This is a genomic window from Geomonas agri, from assembly GCF_020179605.1.
In the GTDB taxonomy this organism is placed as follows: Bacteria; Desulfobacterota; Desulfuromonadia; order Geobacterales; family Geobacteraceae; genus Geomonas; species Geomonas agri.
Map to the genome: position 1 here is coordinate 39,382 of NZ_JAINZO010000001.1, position 14,425 is coordinate 53,806.

19 protein-coding genes and 1 tRNA gene are annotated in these 14,425 nt (G+C 55.0%); 13 read left to right on the plus strand and 7 right to left on the minus strand.

Annotation, left to right across the window (positions count from 1 at the left end):
* The first annotated feature begins 32 nt into the window (after positions 1 to 32).
* Positions 33 to 1,211: a pilus assembly protein TadG-related protein gene (locus tag K7R21_RS00175; protein ID WP_224983388.1), complete on the plus strand. Its 1,179-nt coding sequence runs from the start codon at positions 33 to 35 to the stop codon at positions 1,209 to 1,211.
* A gap of 2 nt (positions 1,212 to 1,213) precedes the next feature.
* Positions 1,214 to 1,624: a DUF309 domain-containing protein gene (locus tag K7R21_RS00180; RefSeq protein WP_224981172.1), complete on the plus strand. Its 411-nt coding sequence runs from the start codon at positions 1,214 to 1,216 to the stop codon at positions 1,622 to 1,624.
* Positions 1,625 to 1,699: 75 nt separating this feature from the next.
* Here K7R21_RS00180 and K7R21_RS00185 read toward each other — a convergent pair whose 3' ends face one another.
* Positions 1,700 to 1,885 carry a carbonic anhydrase gene (locus tag K7R21_RS00185; protein WP_224981173.1) on the minus strand — a complete coding sequence of 62 codons (186 nt, stop codon included), beginning with the start codon at positions 1,883 to 1,885 and terminating at the stop codon, positions 1,700 to 1,702.
* A gap of 159 nt (positions 1,886 to 2,044) precedes the next feature.
* Here K7R21_RS00185 and K7R21_RS00190 point away from each other — a divergent pair, with 159 nt between their 5' ends.
* Positions 2,045 to 2,212: a hypothetical protein gene (locus K7R21_RS00190; protein WP_224981174.1), complete on the plus strand. Its 168-nt coding sequence runs from the start codon at positions 2,045 to 2,047 to the stop codon at positions 2,210 to 2,212.
* Positions 2,213 to 2,218: 6 nt separating this feature from the next.
* Here the strand turns inward: K7R21_RS00190 and K7R21_RS00195 are convergent, their stop codons facing one another.
* The gene (locus K7R21_RS00195) at positions 2,219 to 2,530 is read right to left on the minus strand and encodes a DUF1634 domain-containing protein (protein WP_224981175.1); all 312 of its coding nucleotides are present in this window, start codon (positions 2,528 to 2,530) and stop codon (positions 2,219 to 2,221) included.
* Entirely contained in the window at positions 2,524 to 3,366 is an 843-nt protein-coding gene (locus tag K7R21_RS00200; RefSeq protein ID WP_224981176.1) for a sulfite exporter TauE/SafE family protein, read from the minus strand. The genes K7R21_RS00195 and K7R21_RS00200 overlap by 7 nt, the downstream gene beginning before the upstream one ends.
* A gap of 501 nt (positions 3,367 to 3,867) precedes the next feature.
* Between K7R21_RS00200 and K7R21_RS00205 the strand changes: the two genes are divergently transcribed.
* The 3 genes from K7R21_RS00205 (at position 3,868) to K7R21_RS00215 (ending at position 6,218) form a co-directional block, all read left to right on the plus strand.
* Positions 3,868 to 4,611, plus strand: coding sequence for a hypothetical protein (locus tag K7R21_RS00205; protein WP_224981177.1), 744 nt, complete (start codon positions 3,868 to 3,870; stop codon positions 4,609 to 4,611).
* A 177-nt stretch (positions 4,612 to 4,788) separates the two neighbouring features.
* Positions 4,789 to 4,865: transfer RNA gene (locus tag K7R21_RS00210), tRNA-Met, on the plus strand.
* Positions 4,866 to 4,988: 123 nt separating this feature from the next.
* Positions 4,989 to 6,218, plus strand: coding sequence for a tyrosine-type recombinase/integrase (locus K7R21_RS00215; RefSeq protein WP_185244738.1), 1,230 nt, complete (start codon positions 4,989 to 4,991; stop codon positions 6,216 to 6,218).
* Between the two features lie 87 nt (positions 6,219 to 6,305).
* On the opposite strand, the gene K7R21_RS00220 is transcribed toward K7R21_RS00215, so the two are convergent.
* A complete protein-coding gene (locus K7R21_RS00220) occupies positions 6,306 to 6,530 on the minus strand; it encodes a hypothetical protein (RefSeq protein WP_185244739.1) in 225 nt (74 codons plus the stop codon).
* 624 nt (positions 6,531 to 7,154) lie between these two features.
* On the opposite strand from K7R21_RS00220, the gene K7R21_RS00225 reads away from it, so the two are divergent.
* A complete protein-coding gene (locus tag K7R21_RS00225) occupies positions 7,155 to 7,934 on the plus strand; it encodes a metallophosphoesterase (protein ID WP_224981178.1) in 780 nt (259 codons plus the stop codon).
* A 716-nt stretch (positions 7,935 to 8,650) separates the two neighbouring features.
* Positions 8,651 to 9,478: an integrase domain-containing protein gene (locus K7R21_RS00230; protein WP_224981179.1), complete on the plus strand. Its 828-nt coding sequence runs from the start codon at positions 8,651 to 8,653 to the stop codon at positions 9,476 to 9,478.
* A 107-nt stretch (positions 9,479 to 9,585) separates the two neighbouring features.
* On the opposite strand, the gene K7R21_RS00235 is transcribed toward K7R21_RS00230, so the two are convergent.
* The gene (locus K7R21_RS00235; protein ID WP_224981180.1) at positions 9,586 to 9,942 is read right to left on the minus strand and encodes a helix-turn-helix domain-containing protein; all 357 of its coding nucleotides are present in this window, start codon (positions 9,940 to 9,942) and stop codon (positions 9,586 to 9,588) included.
* Between the two features lie 161 nt (positions 9,943 to 10,103).
* Between K7R21_RS00235 and K7R21_RS00240 the strand changes: the two genes are divergently transcribed.
* Genes K7R21_RS00240 through K7R21_RS00255 form a run of 4 tightly spaced genes read left to right on the plus strand, consistent with a single transcriptional unit; the run spans position 10,104 to position 11,852 of the window.
* Complete coding sequence (locus K7R21_RS00240; RefSeq protein WP_224981181.1) at positions 10,104 to 10,475, plus strand: hypothetical protein; 372 nt, start codon at positions 10,104 to 10,106, stop codon at positions 10,473 to 10,475.
* Positions 10,472 to 10,957: an HNH endonuclease signature motif containing protein gene (locus K7R21_RS00245; protein WP_224981182.1), complete on the plus strand. Its 486-nt coding sequence runs from the start codon at positions 10,472 to 10,474 to the stop codon at positions 10,955 to 10,957. The genes K7R21_RS00240 and K7R21_RS00245 overlap by 4 nt, the downstream gene beginning before the upstream one ends.
* Positions 10,958 to 10,973: 16 nt before the next feature.
* A complete protein-coding gene (locus K7R21_RS00250) occupies positions 10,974 to 11,444 on the plus strand; it encodes a helix-turn-helix domain-containing protein (RefSeq protein ID WP_185244745.1) in 471 nt (156 codons plus the stop codon).
* Positions 11,445 to 11,468: 24 nt separating this feature from the next.
* Entirely contained in the window at positions 11,469 to 11,852 is a 384-nt protein-coding gene (locus tag K7R21_RS00255) for a hypothetical protein (protein WP_185244746.1), read from the plus strand.
* 305 nt (positions 11,853 to 12,157) lie between these two features.
* Here the strand turns inward: K7R21_RS00255 and K7R21_RS00260 are convergent, their stop codons facing one another.
* Positions 12,158 to 13,423 (minus strand): chloride channel protein, encoded by a 1,266-nt coding sequence (locus tag K7R21_RS00260; protein ID WP_224981183.1) that lies wholly within the window; start codon positions 13,421 to 13,423, stop codon positions 12,158 to 12,160.
* Between the two features lie 31 nt (positions 13,424 to 13,454).
* On the minus strand, positions 13,455 to 14,051 hold the full coding sequence (gene pal / locus K7R21_RS00265; protein ID WP_224981185.1) for a peptidoglycan-associated lipoprotein Pal: 597 nt from the start codon (positions 14,049 to 14,051) through the stop codon (positions 13,455 to 13,457).
* Between pal and K7R21_RS00270 the strand changes: the two genes are divergently transcribed.
* The gene (locus tag K7R21_RS00270) at positions 14,030 to 14,278 is read left to right on the plus strand and encodes a hypothetical protein (protein WP_185244749.1); all 249 of its coding nucleotides are present in this window, start codon (positions 14,030 to 14,032) and stop codon (positions 14,276 to 14,278) included. The two genes, pal and K7R21_RS00270, sit on opposite strands and share 22 nt — an antisense overlap.
* The last annotated feature ends 147 nt before the right edge of the window (positions 14,279 to 14,425 follow it).

Consider the following 14,425-nt stretch of genomic DNA (forward strand, 5'->3'; position numbering starts at 1 on the left):
CGCACCCGCAACAAACACTGCCCACTCTGGAGATGATCGTGTCCGAAGAAGAGTCAGCCTTCGATACCAGTTACGTCACCATCATGCTGGTCGTCTTCCTGGTGGTGACAGGTCTTGCCATCGACATCGGCTACATGTACGTCAGCGAAGAGGATCTGCAACATTCCGCCGAGATGGCTGCCCTTACAGGGGCGCAGAGCATCAAGCAGCGCTACCTGTTGCAGGCGCAGACCGACCCCGCGCGGTTGCCCGACATCTCCAGAGATGTGGTCCAGCCCCAGGCGCGCGCGACGGCGGTGGACTTGGTCACCGGCAAGCACGATGCCGCCGCCCTGGTGGGACTTTTGAACAACAACGGCAACGCGCTGACCGGTGACAACGATATCACGGTCGGCTTTTGGAACATGAGCAGCCGCAGCTACACTCCCGGCGCCACCCCGGTGAACGCGATACAGGTCAGGACCAGGCGCACCGCCGAAAGCAGCTCGGTGGGGCTGGGCACCCTGGGCACCTTCATCGCCAAGATCAGCGGCACCGGAGACTTCGGCTCCACGCCGGTGGCTACCGCCGCCTTGGTACCGGGGACCCGTTCCAACATGGCCATCTGCGCCGAGGCATGCCAGCCCTCCTGCACCTTTCCCCAGATCTGCAATATCCCCGAACGTCGCATGAGCCACGCCGCCTGGGACACGAAGTCCCCGGGGACGCTCTCCGGCCGCTACCTCTACACCTCGCTCTTGCACCCGGTGACCATCACCAACTCGATGTCCGACCTAGTCTGCCAGGAGATGCCAGTCCAGGAGGTCTGCGGCCTCCCCATCTTCGCCGCGGCCAGCAGCAGCGACACCGTTCTACGTGATATCAAGGCGATGATGTACGATCCCCAGGTGGACCGCTCCAACAAGGAATACGACAAAAACGGCAAGCTGATCGGTTGGTGGGTCATCGTTCCTGCCACTGACTGTTCCGGGTTCCTCCCCGGCGAAAGCTACCAGCAGCATGTGGTGACCAAGTACTCCCTTGTGCGCATTAGCCGGATCTGCACCAGCGGCGCTGCCGGCTGCGGCAAGCCCTCGAGCCAGTCTGACCTCCCTGCCGCCTCCTGCACCCCGGGAGCCGACGGCTTGTACATCGACCGGATCTCCTGCGTAGGATGTGACAGCCAGGCCAGAAAGCTCCTGCCGGGATTGCGCCCGGTGCTGGTGGACTAGCGATGTCCGCGCCGAGGGTACCGGGGGACCAACTATGCCAGGTAACGCCTTCAGAAGAACTGCAGCAGGCAATCGCGGAGTTCAACGGGCAGGAGTGGTTCGCATGTCACGAGACGCTCGAGGAACTCTGGGTTGGCGCCCAAGGGGAGTTGCGGGATTTCTATCAGGGACTTTTGCAGGTCGCCGTGGCGTTGTACCACTGGCGTAACGGCAACTTCAAGGGAGCAGAGGGGCTGCTGCAGCGGGGCCCCGACCTCCTGAGACGGGTCCCCGATACCTGCCTGGGCGTGGATGTCGCCCGCGTGGTGGCGGAGGCAGGGCTGCTGCGCGAGGCGCTCCTCACGCTGGGGGAAGAGCAGATGGCCGAACTAGACCAGTCCCTGATCCCGAAGCTGCACCGGGCGGAGCCTTGAACCGGTAAGCACTCGCACTGAACTGAAAAAGCCGCCCCCTGATGGGAGCGGCTTTTTGTTTGCGTGCGGCTGCGGCTACTTGAGCAGGGTGACCTTGCCGTCGTCCAGGTCGTACTTTGCAGCAACGATCTTGATCTTCCCTTCCTTGAGTTCCTTGGCCAGGATCTTGGACTTCTTGGGAAGCTCGGCGGCAACGGCCTTGGCGTTGTCCCGGTAAACTCCCGAAACTGGTCCATCCCCGGTTGCCTGGGGGCATTGCAAATCATGAACATAAGGGGCGGCTCATTCTACACGAAAAGAAGTATTATTCCACTCCAATTTCGCCAGCGGGACCAAGAGAGCAGGGATGGCGAGGTTGACAACGGACGGCGCTTCAGGCAGATTGGGCAGGCGTAAAGATACGGTAAAAGCGGGGTAAGCATGTTCGTGTTGAAATTGTTGGCAATCGGGGTGCTGGTCACGGCGGGGATTGCCATGATCGCCTTTCTGGAAGAGAAGTTGGTAAGCGGGCCGCGGCGGCGCCAGATTGCCGAGAGGGCGCGCCAGAAGCTGGCCGGCGGCGGCCAAGGAGACGGGGAAAAGGAGTAGCCCCCGTCACATCCCCTTGCCGAAGTAGATTCCTGCGGCGATGGCGCAGAGCACCACCAGAGAGAACAGGGCGAAGTGCCAGTCGCGTTCCTTGACGAAGATGACCGCGGCGGCTATGACGCGCAGGACCGGGGTGCCTAGCAGCACCAGCAGACCCACGGTGATCAGCCTGGGGGCAAATGCGGTCTGGCCGAGTACCATCAGGGCGATTCCCACGGCGAGCAGCGCCGCAGCCACCAGCGAACCCAACCGTAACAGCCTCGCCAGCACCAGCTCGATCGGGTGCTCCGCCTTTTCCTCCGGCTCGATCGCTACCACCACTTCACCCCCTTGTAGATCATCTCGATAGCCGTGTAGGCTAGGATCGGCATGAAGAACAGCCTGATCTTGCTGGCCGGCATGCGCATCATCAGGCGTGCTCCCAGGATCGCGCCGAGCAGCACCCCGAGCACCACGGGCCCCGCCACCAGCGGCTTCACGTCGCCGCGCGCGAAGTACACTACCGCCCCCGAGGCAGCGGTCACCCCGATCATGAAATTGGAGGTGGCGCTGGAAGCCTTGAAGGGCATCCCCATCACCTGGTCCATGGCCGGCACCTTGAAGATCCCGGCCCCGATCCCCAAAAGCCCCGCGGCCGCCCCCGAGAAGTACATGATGATCAGCCCCGGCAGCGTCCGGGTCACCTGGTACTCCACCCGGCGCCCCAGCGCCTTGTCGTAGTAGGAGCCCCCCAGCCTGAGTTTGCTGGAGATGGCATCCGGAACCACATCGGGTCTGGTGTGCTCTTTCCTGGTGCGGAACATGTTGTAGGCAGAATATGCCAGCAGCAGTCCGAACAGGATGAACAGGACGCGCTGGTTCACCAGGGCGGCCACCAGGGCACCGGTCAGGGCGCCCAGCGAGGTTCCCATCTCGAGCCAGATCGCCACTCGTGTGTTGGTGAGACGATCTCTCAGGAAAGCGACCGCGGCACCGGTCGAGGTGGCGATGATGCAGACGGTCGAGGCTGCGACCGCGGTGCGCATCGGCATGCCGAAGCCGAGGGTGAGTGCGGGGACGATGATGATGCCGCCGCCAAGGCCGAGGATCGCCCCGACCACGCCGGCCGCGATCCCGATCGCGAAAATAGTTATGAAGGTGATGACCACGTACATCCTCCGCTCCGGCGCCTGCCGGCTCTCGTTGCAACCGGGACAATCTACCTTTTCTTGATTCGCTTTACAAATAAATAAAGGGTCATAAAACCGGTATCCGGGCCGGTTCGCGTTGTGGTCGGCGCGGTTGTGGCGCGGGGGCTCGAAGCTGCAGCGGGAGCCCCTGTTGTTGCACAAGTATTAGGCGGCTCTGCCTGTAATGGGTCAGGCGTACTGGGGGCGTTGTTCGGTCATTTTTATGTAACTAATCGTAACGATTACAGCTTCTGCTGGAAACGATAATGTGGCACAGCTTCTGCTAAAAGATGGCCAGGTACCGAAGCACAACGAAGTGCACGGGACTGCAAGCACGACAGGCAAAGGCGCCTCTCCACCATGGGTGAGAGGCGCCTTTTTTTATGCAATCCAGTGAAAGGGGGAGGTTCAGACGTAACGGTTGGCAGTTTTGGAGAGATCTACGCAGCACCAATACAGAAAATACAATTACAAAGGAGTAAGGACATGAAAAGAACCATCAAAAGCCTCATCTTGGCAACGGCGCTGACCATCGCAACCAGCGGGATCGCACTGGCGACCCCCTCCACCCAGATCTGGATTCCCTCTACCGACATCCAGGGCTTCAAGAGCCTGCACCTCGGTATCGACAACTACACCCGCACCTCCAACAACTCAAGCGTGGGCAACATCTACGACCTCGGCGTCACCGCCGGCGTACTCCCTTTCGAGAAGCTCCAGGCTGAGGTGGGGGTGGATTACCTGACCAGCGGCTCCAACGGATATGACAGCAGGCCGGTCTACTTCAACGCCAAGGTCGGCACCCCGGAAGGGTCCTTCTTCGAACTCTCTCCGGCGCTCGCCGTCGGCGGCTACGGTTTCGGCACCAACGGTGACAAGAACAGCGCTTTCCGCACCGATCAGAACATCGTGTACGGCCTCGCCGCCAAGACCCTGCCGGTGATCGGCCGTCTCTCCGCCGGTTACTACTTCGGTAACGACAAGGTGATCGGACCCAAGGATGACGGCGTCCTCCTCTCCTGGGACCGCACCATGAGCGAGATTTCCGACAAGCTCTGGCTCGCTGCTGACTACCAGGGGGGCAAGAACACCGTCGGCGCCTTCAGCTTCGGCGCCTCCTGGGCCTTCACCAAGAACGTCTCGGTGATCCTGGGCTACGACATCTACAACGACCAGCAGCTTGCCGGCAAGAACACCTTCACCACCCAGGTGGACATCAACTTCCCGTAAGGTACTGCGAACATTGTGCTTAACGGGACGGGGGAGCTGCCTCAACGGTGGCTCCCCCGTTCTTTTTGTTCCGCCTGCGTCATCCCGGCAGGATGGTTTTTTTGACCACTTCAAACTTTTTCGAAGAAAAAGGTTGACGGTGTCGGAAAAGGTGTGGTACAAATTGGGACTCAATGACGCGGGGTGGAGCAGTCTGGTAGCTCGTCGGGCTCATAACCCGAAGGTCACAGGTTCAAATCCTGTCCCCGCAACCAAAAGAAAATCAGGGACTTGCACAGCGTTGCAAGTCCCTTTTTCGTGCCTGTACCCTTTTTTGTACCCCAATCTCGGGGAAAGGGGTTTCTGGCCTGCACAATAGGACTTGCGGAGGATTTTTTATGGCAAGTCTGAAGAAGCGGGGCAGGGCCTTTTACGCCCAGTACTATGAGAACGGCAAACAGAAGAGGGTGAACCTGCATACGGAGTCCCTTCAAGTCGCGAAGGAGAAGCTGCGCCAGATCGAGTCGGCTCAGTTCCGCGAGGAGGAGATTCCCCTCACCACCAAAACCCCCATCGGCGAAATTCTCGAAAAGTACATCAAGTACAGGAGTGGTCACAGCAGGGACAAGAACATCCCCAAGGTGAACACCTACCTGCGCGGGGCCTTCGGTCCGATATGCGAAGCACTGCAGGTTCGCAACCAGGCCGTTGCGCAAAAGGCAGTGAAGCGTCCCAGTGTGGACGTTGCTCCCATCATCTCGATCTCCAACGTAGAACAACTCAGTGCGGAGGTTCTGTCCACTTTTCTTTCCGACCTGATAACCAAGAAGGCCGTCTCTCCGAAAACAGTCAACCACTATCGTCAAACCATAATCACCTTGGCTAACTGGGCTCAGCGCGAGGGTGGCGTACGATTTCCGGGCGGGAAAAACCCGGTAGCCGACGTCAGGTGCTACAAGGTACCAAAACGCGGAATTACCTTCATGAAACTGAAGGAGATACGCGCTCAGCTTCATGTGCTCGCCAATGATATCCAGCTTCAGACGATGGTGGCGGTATACATTTACGCGGGCCTTCGTCGGGAAGAGGCCCTCTGGTTGACTCCTGATGACTTTGAGTGGGACATGGGCAACCACGGGGTCATCATGGTGCGAGGGAAGTCGATCGAAGGGAAAGAGTGGATGCCCAAAACGGGCGCGGACCGCGTGGTGCCCATAAGTAAAACTCTCAGAGAGTACCTGGACTCCTTCCTTAAGATACGGAAGCCGGGGGTCTGGTTCTTTTCTGCTCCCAAGGGGGGGCAATGGGATCCGGACAATTTTTCTGAACTCCTTCGCAAAAATAATTCCCAGCATGATCTGTCCTGGTCCTGCCTCGATTTCCGCCACACTTTCGGCAGTCAGTTGGCGATGAAGGGTGAAAGCTTGTTTAAGATATCTACAATAATGGGGAACTCCCCCGACATATGCCGGAAGCATTACGCTGCCATTATGCCTGAGTCCCTGCTGGAAACCGTCGAGTTTCCGGTGGATCGGGATTCAGTTGCGCCTGTATCTGCGAAGAGCGATGAAAGCGCTGAGGCTCCATTGCGAAGAGGTCCTTTGAAGCTGGTGGTCAATAACAGGTAGTGTGCAACAGACAGATAGGCGTCGTGACAGGCGAGGCGAGTCGGTCTCGTCTGCCACTTGCTCCATGGTGATGCATATGCCATTGATTCAGGCTTGAACCGTTCTCGACGCCTCGTAATCCAGGATCTCCTTGAGAAGGAAACGTACCATGCCATTTTTCCCGGTTCCGAGGCAGACGCGTGACAGATTTTCACGTCTTACGATCCTGTCGACGCTGGTTCGGGCACAGTGCCAGCGCAATGCCAGTTGCTCGGGAGTGATAAATACTGATTCCTTTGCCTGGGTTTCTTTGGTTGCGGTGTTGTTTTTCATAACAGTCTCCGTTTGATGTGCCACTTGCAATGTTGACATAGCAAGTACACTGTGAGTTGTTTACTGTTATTGTGCAGACCAGCAACCAGTTAAAAATTTTGATATTGAAAAAAACCCAAAAATGGTATCAAAAAATTGCTAATAAAATTGTTTGATCTGTGTCTAATCCATTTACACATTTGACCGAAAGATACCAAATTTGGTATCTGCAATGCAAAAAATATTTTAGTAGTAAAAATGTCTTGCAAAATCCGAAATAGTTGGGCTATTGTCTTTGTAAGAGGAAACGCCTCAGCTTTTTGCGGTGGATTGCAGCGTGGCTCGAGATAGTTCAAGCCTGTCCCTCTTGAGTCACTCATCCTATAGAAATTGCTGAAGAGCAATGCTTGGGTGGGCTTACTGACGTCGATGTTTCGAGAGGTTTAAACTCTCTTCAGTTTTTTATTTCCGTTACGGATTTACAGCTCCCGGTATCAACTCCCAAACCGGGGCCAGGTGAAAGATGCACTCCGCCAAGCATCTTTTTGGGAACACGTGGCGATGATTTAGTTTCTTTGTGTTGCGGTTAACGCTACTGCTGTTATGTGACGTAACCCCGCACCTTCCTTAAATGAAGGGACGACCATGATCTATGTTACCGGCGACTTGCACGGCGGCGAAACCTCTTGGCATGTGTCGTCTGCGAATTTCAAACCTGCGAAAAAAGGCGATATTGTGCTGTGCTGTGGCGATTTGGGTGGGGTCTGGTACCACGACTACCACCTGAATCAGGACCATAGGCGCCAGGAGGATTACTTTCTTGAATCACGACTTCGGCAGCGGGTGACTTGGTTGGCCGTGGACGGGAATCATGAAAACTTCGCGCGGCTGTTCGGCGGAGAGTTTCCCCTGGTGGATCTGTACGGTGGCCACGCCTACCAAGTCCGTAAGAATGTTTTCTATCTCAAACGCGGTGAGGTCTTCACAATCGAAGGTGAGACATTTCTCGCTTTTGGTGGAGCAACCAGCAATGACCGGTTTGGCGCCAAGATACCCTCGCTTGGTTGGGAAGGTGGCTATGACTACCTACCACCCCGAAAGGAGGGGATAAATTGGTGGCCGGAAGAACTGCCAACACAAGAAGATTATGACAACGCCTGCCGCAACTTGGACAGGGTAGGTTGGGTTGTCGATCACGTCGTAACCCACACATGTCCGGCCAGTCTGCGCCCGCAATTTAAATCGGGACATGGTTCTGACCCGACCGAGGACATATTGCAAAAGTTGTACGAGCGACTGACCTTTGGAAGTTGGCATTTCGGCCACCTGCATATCGACAAGCAGGTGGGCAAACTCACGTGCCACTATAATACGGTAAAGCGGTTGGCGAAAAACACAGCCCCTGAAATACAGTCATCCTCCTGAAGGGATGGAGCTACTGGGATTGCAGTGGCTCTCGTACAAGAATGCCCTCAGGTAGAAAGTGAGCCTGAGGGCTCCCTCCTTCAAGAATCTGCTTTGGTGTGCATTGAGAAGGTGCTGTCAGGCCGGATTCAATTGCCACCTTCATGTCTCCACTGTGACATCAAAATGCATCTTTGATGCTCTCCCCTAATGCAAGCGACAGCTTGCCGGACCGCAGTTTTTCGCGGGCCGTCTATCCTGCCCCCCCCAACCAGTGTTGCTGCTGCATAAGGAGGCGGCCGTCTCTTTCATCAAGCGTAGCGTGAGAAAGAGACGGCCGGCAATTCCACAATGCTGCCAGCATGTTAGCGCCGAATCTCTGAGAGATTCGGCGCACTTCGAAATTCTCAATTTCGATCTTCCCGTCACCCTGCACTAGTACAATTCCGCGCGTTGCGCGTTTCCATATGACTCATCCCCAGCCTGTCCCGATTGCGATCGGGGCGGCAAATGTCACGCAGGAATGCCCCTGATGGGGATCCTCGCCTTACGAGACGAGGCTAAAACTTGCGGCGGCGCGGACCAGTATGGCCCGCGTTCGGTGGTTTTCAAACTGAAGACCATAGACACCTACACTCAACAGCATCTGCTGGGGCTAGGCGGTGTGCTGCTGCATGTGCCCCTGATTGCTAAATCAGGGGCGCATGCAGCAGCACATCACTTACGGGAGGTCGATTATGGGAACGCACATTGAGAAACTGCAGCAGGAAGCGCGGAACGTGGTAGGGAAGAATTGGTCGGGGGCGTCGCTGACGCGGGAAAAACTCCTGGGGAACCTGAATCGCATTGCTGAGTTCGCTGCCCAAAGGGGCTACCAGCATATGAATCAGATCGGCAGCAAGCTCGTGAATGACTTTTTTGAAAAGCTCAATTCCGAAGGGCTGTCTCCATCAACTATCAGCGGGTATGCTACGGCAATGAGGACGCTCGCCGGTGCTATCGGGAAGGCCAATATCGTGGCTCGAGACAACGCACCATTGGGAGGTTCCAGAGCCGGCACTCGCCTCCAGCCGAAAGTGCCGAACGTGGAAAAGATGTTGGAGGTACGCCAAGCCCTCTACGAAAAGGCGGAGTGGTTGGGAGTCGCGCATGACCTTCGTGTTTCCTTTGGCACCCGGGTGAAAGAAAGTCTTCTCACCAAAACCACCTTTACTGATACCCTTGGCCGGACTTTACTCAAGATCGAAGGTACAAAAGGCGGTCGGCCTCGAAGCCTTACAGTTGATACACCTGAAAAAGTTGCAGCTGTGGCTGCTTTGAAAGAATATTTGACCGCGACGGGCGCAAAATCCTTGATCCCCGCCGGCATGACCCTTAAACAGGCATATGATTTCCAGCGTAATGCTCTTCATCGCGCGGGTGCCACGAAAGAGAATGGTGCGAATGCGCACCTTGCCAGGCATGGGTACGCGCAGGCTTTGAAAGAGGCTGGCGTCGAACGCGAGGCCATTGCAATGGATCTCGGGCATGGCAGAACCGATGTCATCTCGCACTATTGCCGGTAGGCAATCAAACAAGTATTGGAGCCATCACAACGTGAACGGGGCTCGTCTGTCACTGCAAAGCAGTGGCGGGCGAGCCCCGTTTTTTTGTGGATGAAGGGCGGTGGGGGCTATTCAGATGTGGAACCGGCACGCAGCAGGCGGATCATATCCATGATGCGGTTTTGGTCATGCGCGGAAAGTGCGCTGAACTCCGCGATAAGTTCCTGAATCTTTTCCTGTTGAACCAAGTCTTCGATTTCGGACCTCGATTTGCGCCCCACGAGGTAGTCAACTGAGCAATCGAGCGCATTGGCAAGGCGCATGAGCGCCTCCCTATTTGGGGTTCGGGTGCCGGAAAAGTACATGCTGAGGACAGCCGGGGAGAGTTCCGCGGCTCTGGCAAGGGCAGCTTGGCTAAATCCTTTGGACACCATGTTGTCGCGCAAGCGGTCGATGAACATCTGCTGGTCGGTGATCTTTTCCATGCACCATTTTTAGCATAGCGCCAGATGGGTATCAAGAAGATGTTCACATACGCGAACTTTTGTTATTGTGTTAACGTGCGCGAAGTGATATAATAGCATTTGTGAACAATTAAGGAGGGCGAAACAAACGCTTTCAGAACCTCGAGGAATGGGAGAGAACCATGAACATGACTAGGAAAAAGGATGTGCGGCAATGGATAGGGCAGAACATGGAGATGACCTTGGACCAGCTTGATCCGGAGGTGGCCGATGTCCTGCACAATCTGGCAACTAACCAGACACGTGATTTTCTCGAAGTCGCGGAGCAGGGTTTGCGGCTGAGCAGGAAAAAGGCAAATCTTCCCCCGCCGAGTTCCCGGCGGGAGGTGGTCGCGTTCCTTATGGAATTCCGGATCAAAATCCAGATGGTACACGATCGCGTCAAAGGGGTGCCTGAGGTGCCGCTGTTCGACTTTGGCGGGTATCAGCTCTTGAACAGCAGGGCATTTGCAGAAGCAAAGATGCTTTACGGAGCAATGGGGGGGCTGGCATGACGGTTCTGGCTGTTGCTCGCAACAAGCATCGCTCTGAAAAAAACGGTGTCGACGGTAAAGGCAGGCAGGTTGTCGCGCCCGCATATGCTGCCGAACTCTCTATCGACAGCGGTGACCCTGCTTGGTTCGAGAAAGCACGCACGATTGTAACTTCGAGTGGTTACATAGAGCGGCTTCTTCGCGTTGGGAAAACGGTAGTCCGGCGAATGGAGCACATCATCGTGTGGGAAATGGTAAACGGGAAAAAGGTTCCGAAGGGATGGGTTGTCCACCATGTAAACGAGCGGAAGGACGACAACGATCCTTCGAACCTTGTAGCACTGCCACCAAGACTGCACAGGGAACTCCACGTGAGGCTTCGCGAGCTGTCAAACGAGTGTAATGGGCTTCTTCACGCAGTGCGCAGGCTGGAACTGACTCAGGAACATGTGGTGCGCGCAACACGCCTGGATGAGCTTAGAAAATACTGGTTCGGAGAATGAAACAAGGAGGATGACTATGAAAATGCAGCAAAAGCAGATTGTCCCGGTCGATATCAGGAAGATCAGGCAGACCTTGGACCTTACCATGAAGCAAATGGGCCAACAGATCGCCATTTACTCCCAGGGAATCCCATATTCCCCTGTCCCCGAGACGCGGGTCAGCGAGTGGGAGTTCCGGCACCGTCACATCCCCAGCTATGTCTTCACAGCAACTGCGAAGCTGTTGTTGGATCATTGGTCGGAGGATCGGCATATGGCGTTGCCCGCAAGGCAGCTGGATGTGGACGTTTTCTACGGCACCGCTTTGAACCAGGCCTTCGGCCATATGTTCAAGCTGGAAAAGGAATTGTCAAAAGGACGTAGAACTGATCACAAACTGCTCAACTCCCTTCGGGATGCGCGTCTCATGCAGCAGCGCTATCTGGAGCGGCTGTTGGGCGTCCGGATGTTTTATGTTTTTGCACACGATATTGGAGTGGAAGCATAACTACGCGGGAAAGGAGAAAGGTATATGACCGAAAAGAAGGAAAGCGAAATGCTCATCATTGGTGGGTTCTGGAAAACCCCTTCAGTGCCAGAGCAGCCTGAGGTCGTCATAGAGCGTTGGCGGGTTATCGAGGTGCTTGAAGGACCATGTGCAGGTGAGCGGCACATTGTCGGTTATAACCGGTATGACTATGAGGGCCGGGTGAGCACCGCCATTGCCTCCTATGATCCGGAGACAAGGAAATGTGTAACGAGATCTGGACGCGTGTACGTGCTCACGGGCAGGTCGGGCTATGATCCGGATGGTGACTATGTGTGGGGAGCTTGGTGCAGGGTAAATGGTGTTGATGCGCAAGTAGAGGTCTCGGAAATGTACGAGGAGTCGGCACCTGATGATAGGCAGGTATGAAAGATACACTGGATTAGCACGCCTGCATCGGTGAGCAGGGGGCGGATGTTCTACTCCAGTATTCCGGTCAATGAATCAAGGGCTTACAGCGCCAGCCGCAAGCCCTTGATTTGTTCACGACGCAAATGTCACCCCTCGATGTCACCTCTACTGCTCTTTTCCCTTTAATGAGCCGGAAACATAGCCTGCTAGTATGCATCCAGAATTGCAAGAGCAGCTTCGGATACACTGTATGGTTCACCAAAACCGGCAACGATTGCAACTGTGGTGGTGGACACCTGCCGCAGAAGCCAGATAACGAAAATTTACCCTTCCCGATTTTTGTTTGCGAGAAACCGATATAACGGAACTGGCATAAAAATCTTTCCGATTCTTCTGGCTAGATATGCTGCTAGGAGGAAAGGAATGATAAGGATATGTTCGTCTGTCATCTCCATGATGATGATAACGCCGGTAAGCGGAGCTTGGATTGCTCCCGAGAAAAACGCCACCATCCCTAACAGCGCGCAAACCTTGAAGTTGGAAAAATGAAAGAGTTTGGCGACGGTGAAGCCTAGGCCTGCGCCAATTGATAAAGACGGCGAGAAAATCCCCCCTGCCATGCCAGAAAGGTAGGAGAGCACGGTGGTAAAAAACTTCTCTATTCCGAAAAAAACCGGCCATTGATCGATGGATGGACTTTCAAGAAATTTTCTTGTGATCTCGTATCCTGAACCAGCTGTCGAGCCATCGCTTAAAAGCCCGATAGCTGCACAAAGAATCCCGCAGTACAGTGCCTTTTTCCATGCTTGATCGGGCAGATTCACCGTGGACGGAAATGCAAGAACACGTGCGAATGCCCCCCCTGCTACCCCTCCAACAACTCCTAATAATAGTGTTTCTGGAAACAAAGCCAGGCTTGGACTGGAAACAGCAGGATGTCCGAAATAAAGATAGTTCCCAGAGATGGCAAGTGCCGCGATACCAGAAAGTATAACCGCCAGCATGATCATCTCGCGAAACCTGCCGAGAATACCTTCAGTCACTTCCTCTATGGCGAACGCGATACCTGCAAGAGGAGCATTGAAGGCAGCCGCGACTCCCGCAGCGGCACCGGCTGTAAGGAACGTCTGGAAATCAACTTCTGGCACAATCCGTCGGGTGATACGCCCTATCCACGCAAAAATGGATGCGGCTATCTGCACCGTTGGCCCCTCACGACCGATCGAGGCGCCAGAAAGAGTCCCGATCAAACTTGAGACCACTTTGACGCCAGCAGTCTTCAGGGAGACAAGTGAACTTACCCAGGGGGGATCGCTAACTTTTTTGTCGTGGACCTGGTCGATTGCCTCCAATACCTGCGGAATCCCACTCCCCTTTGCATCCGGGCCAAAAAACTGGACAACTAATGTGGCGCCGACAAAGAGAAGGGGGGTCGCCACTGTGACCATATAAGGGTGACCGGCGAAGATATGGAAATACCATCCCTGCACATAGGAAATAACGTGCGCAAAAAGAGCAGCAGCACCACCAACGAGAGCTGCCGCAGTCCACACTGCTAACTGAAGATATGTTTTACGTTTCAAACTCATTTTGAAGGGATTCCGCCTGCCACCATTCTTGTTACTTTTCTGACACAACGAACTCATCGTGACGGTTCGCGGCCCATGCTGTCGTGTTGTGACCCGGATCAACTGGCCTCTCTTTGCCGTAGCTGATCACAGAAAGACGGTCGGTAGGAATCCCCAGTTCAGTTAGGTAGTTTCTGGCGGCCTTGGCACGTTTTTCTCCTAAGGCAAGGTTATATTCATCTGAGCCACGCTCGTCACAGTGGCCTGCTATCTGGATCTTGATGTCAGGGGCCTTTTTCAAAATGTCTGCATTTTTTACTAGGGTTTCTCGAGCGTCCTTGGACAACGAGGAGGAGTCAAAGTCAAAGTATATTTCCTGGAGGGACACCTTCAATTCACCAGCCTGTGAAATTGGTTCTAGTTGAGCAGGTAGAGGGGTGGGCAAGGATTCATCATTTATCTGGGTCGGCTGAATTTTTAGCGGTGCGGCGACCTGCGTCAGCGTCGCCTCAGCTTTTACAGGCGGCTCTGCTACTGCTTCTAACGGCACTATAGGGGGCTCGGCTTTTACCATTTCGTGTTTGGCGCAGCCGCTGACCCCGATGGCGACGAAACCCAAGACTACCAATGCCAGAACTTTTCTTTTCATTACCGCCTCATGTGAATTACCGCATTGATAATGCGACAAAGTGTTTTGACGCTAAGCTAAAATTACAACATGATTTGCAAAACGAATTATTTGCTATGCAAATCTTTTTGTCAAGCATTCCTGGTGCCGCGATGCCTCCAAGGAGCAAGGTTGATGAGGTTATCATCAATCTTCGCGGAACGTTCCACGCAGGAATGCAGCCGATTTGGCGTATTGTGATTGGGTAGCCTGTAGAGTGCCTTTTGCGATGGTGTTGTTGCTGCATGTGATCAGGCGAGAAACGGCATGGCTCACAGGATGTGTGACCACTGCCTGCAAACAAAAAGAGGCTGGAGAGGTTACCCTCTCCAGCCTGCCTTGCCAGTTGTCGACGC

Bases quoted from the DNA above. Each gene is read 5' to 3' on its own strand.
- K7R21_RS00225 (WP_224981178.1), top strand. From the start codon at position 7,155: ATGATCTATGTTACCGGCGACTTGCACGGCGGCGAAACCTCTTGGCAT.
- K7R21_RS00245 (WP_224981182.1), top strand. From the start codon at position 10,472: ATGACGGTTCTGGCTGTTGCTCGCAACAAGCATCGCTCTGAAAAAAAC.
- K7R21_RS00205 (WP_224981177.1), top strand. From the start codon at position 3,868: ATGAAAAGAACCATCAAAAGCCTCATCTTGGCAACGGCGCTGACCATC.
- K7R21_RS00235 (WP_224981180.1), bottom strand. From the start codon at position 9,942: ATGGAAAAGATCACCGACCAGCAGATGTTCATCGACCGCTTGCGCGAC.
- K7R21_RS00240 (WP_224981181.1), top strand. From the start codon at position 10,104: ATGAACATGACTAGGAAAAAGGATGTGCGGCAATGGATAGGGCAGAAC.
- K7R21_RS00200 (WP_224981176.1), bottom strand. From the start codon at position 3,366: ATGTACGTGGTCATCACCTTCATAACTATTTTCGCGATCGGGATCGCG.
- K7R21_RS00270 (WP_185244749.1), top strand. From the start codon at position 14,030: ATGCCAGAACTTTTCTTTTCATTACCGCCTCATGTGAATTACCGCATT.
- pal (WP_224981185.1), bottom strand. From the start codon at position 14,051: ATGAAAAGAAAAGTTCTGGCATTGGTAGTCTTGGGTTTCGTCGCCATC.
- K7R21_RS00255 (WP_185244746.1), top strand. From the start codon at position 11,469: ATGACCGAAAAGAAGGAAAGCGAAATGCTCATCATTGGTGGGTTCTGG.
- K7R21_RS00180 (WP_224981172.1), top strand. From the start codon at position 1,214: ATGTCCGCGCCGAGGGTACCGGGGGACCAACTATGCCAGGTAACGCCT.
- K7R21_RS00215 (WP_185244738.1), top strand. From the start codon at position 4,989: ATGGCAAGTCTGAAGAAGCGGGGCAGGGCCTTTTACGCCCAGTACTAT.
- K7R21_RS00230 (WP_224981179.1), top strand. From the start codon at position 8,651: ATGGGAACGCACATTGAGAAACTGCAGCAGGAAGCGCGGAACGTGGTA.
- K7R21_RS00190 (WP_224981174.1), top strand. From the start codon at position 2,045: ATGTTCGTGTTGAAATTGTTGGCAATCGGGGTGCTGGTCACGGCGGGG.
- K7R21_RS00250 (WP_185244745.1), top strand. From the start codon at position 10,974: ATGAAAATGCAGCAAAAGCAGATTGTCCCGGTCGATATCAGGAAGATC.
- K7R21_RS00260 (WP_224981183.1), bottom strand. From the start codon at position 13,423: ATGAGTTTGAAACGTAAAACATATCTTCAGTTAGCAGTGTGGACTGCG.
- K7R21_RS00220 (WP_185244739.1), bottom strand. From the start codon at position 6,530: ATGAAAAACAACACCGCAACCAAAGAAACCCAGGCAAAGGAATCAGTA.
- K7R21_RS00175 (WP_224983388.1), top strand. From the start codon at position 33: ATGATCGTGTCCGAAGAAGAGTCAGCCTTCGATACCAGTTACGTCACC.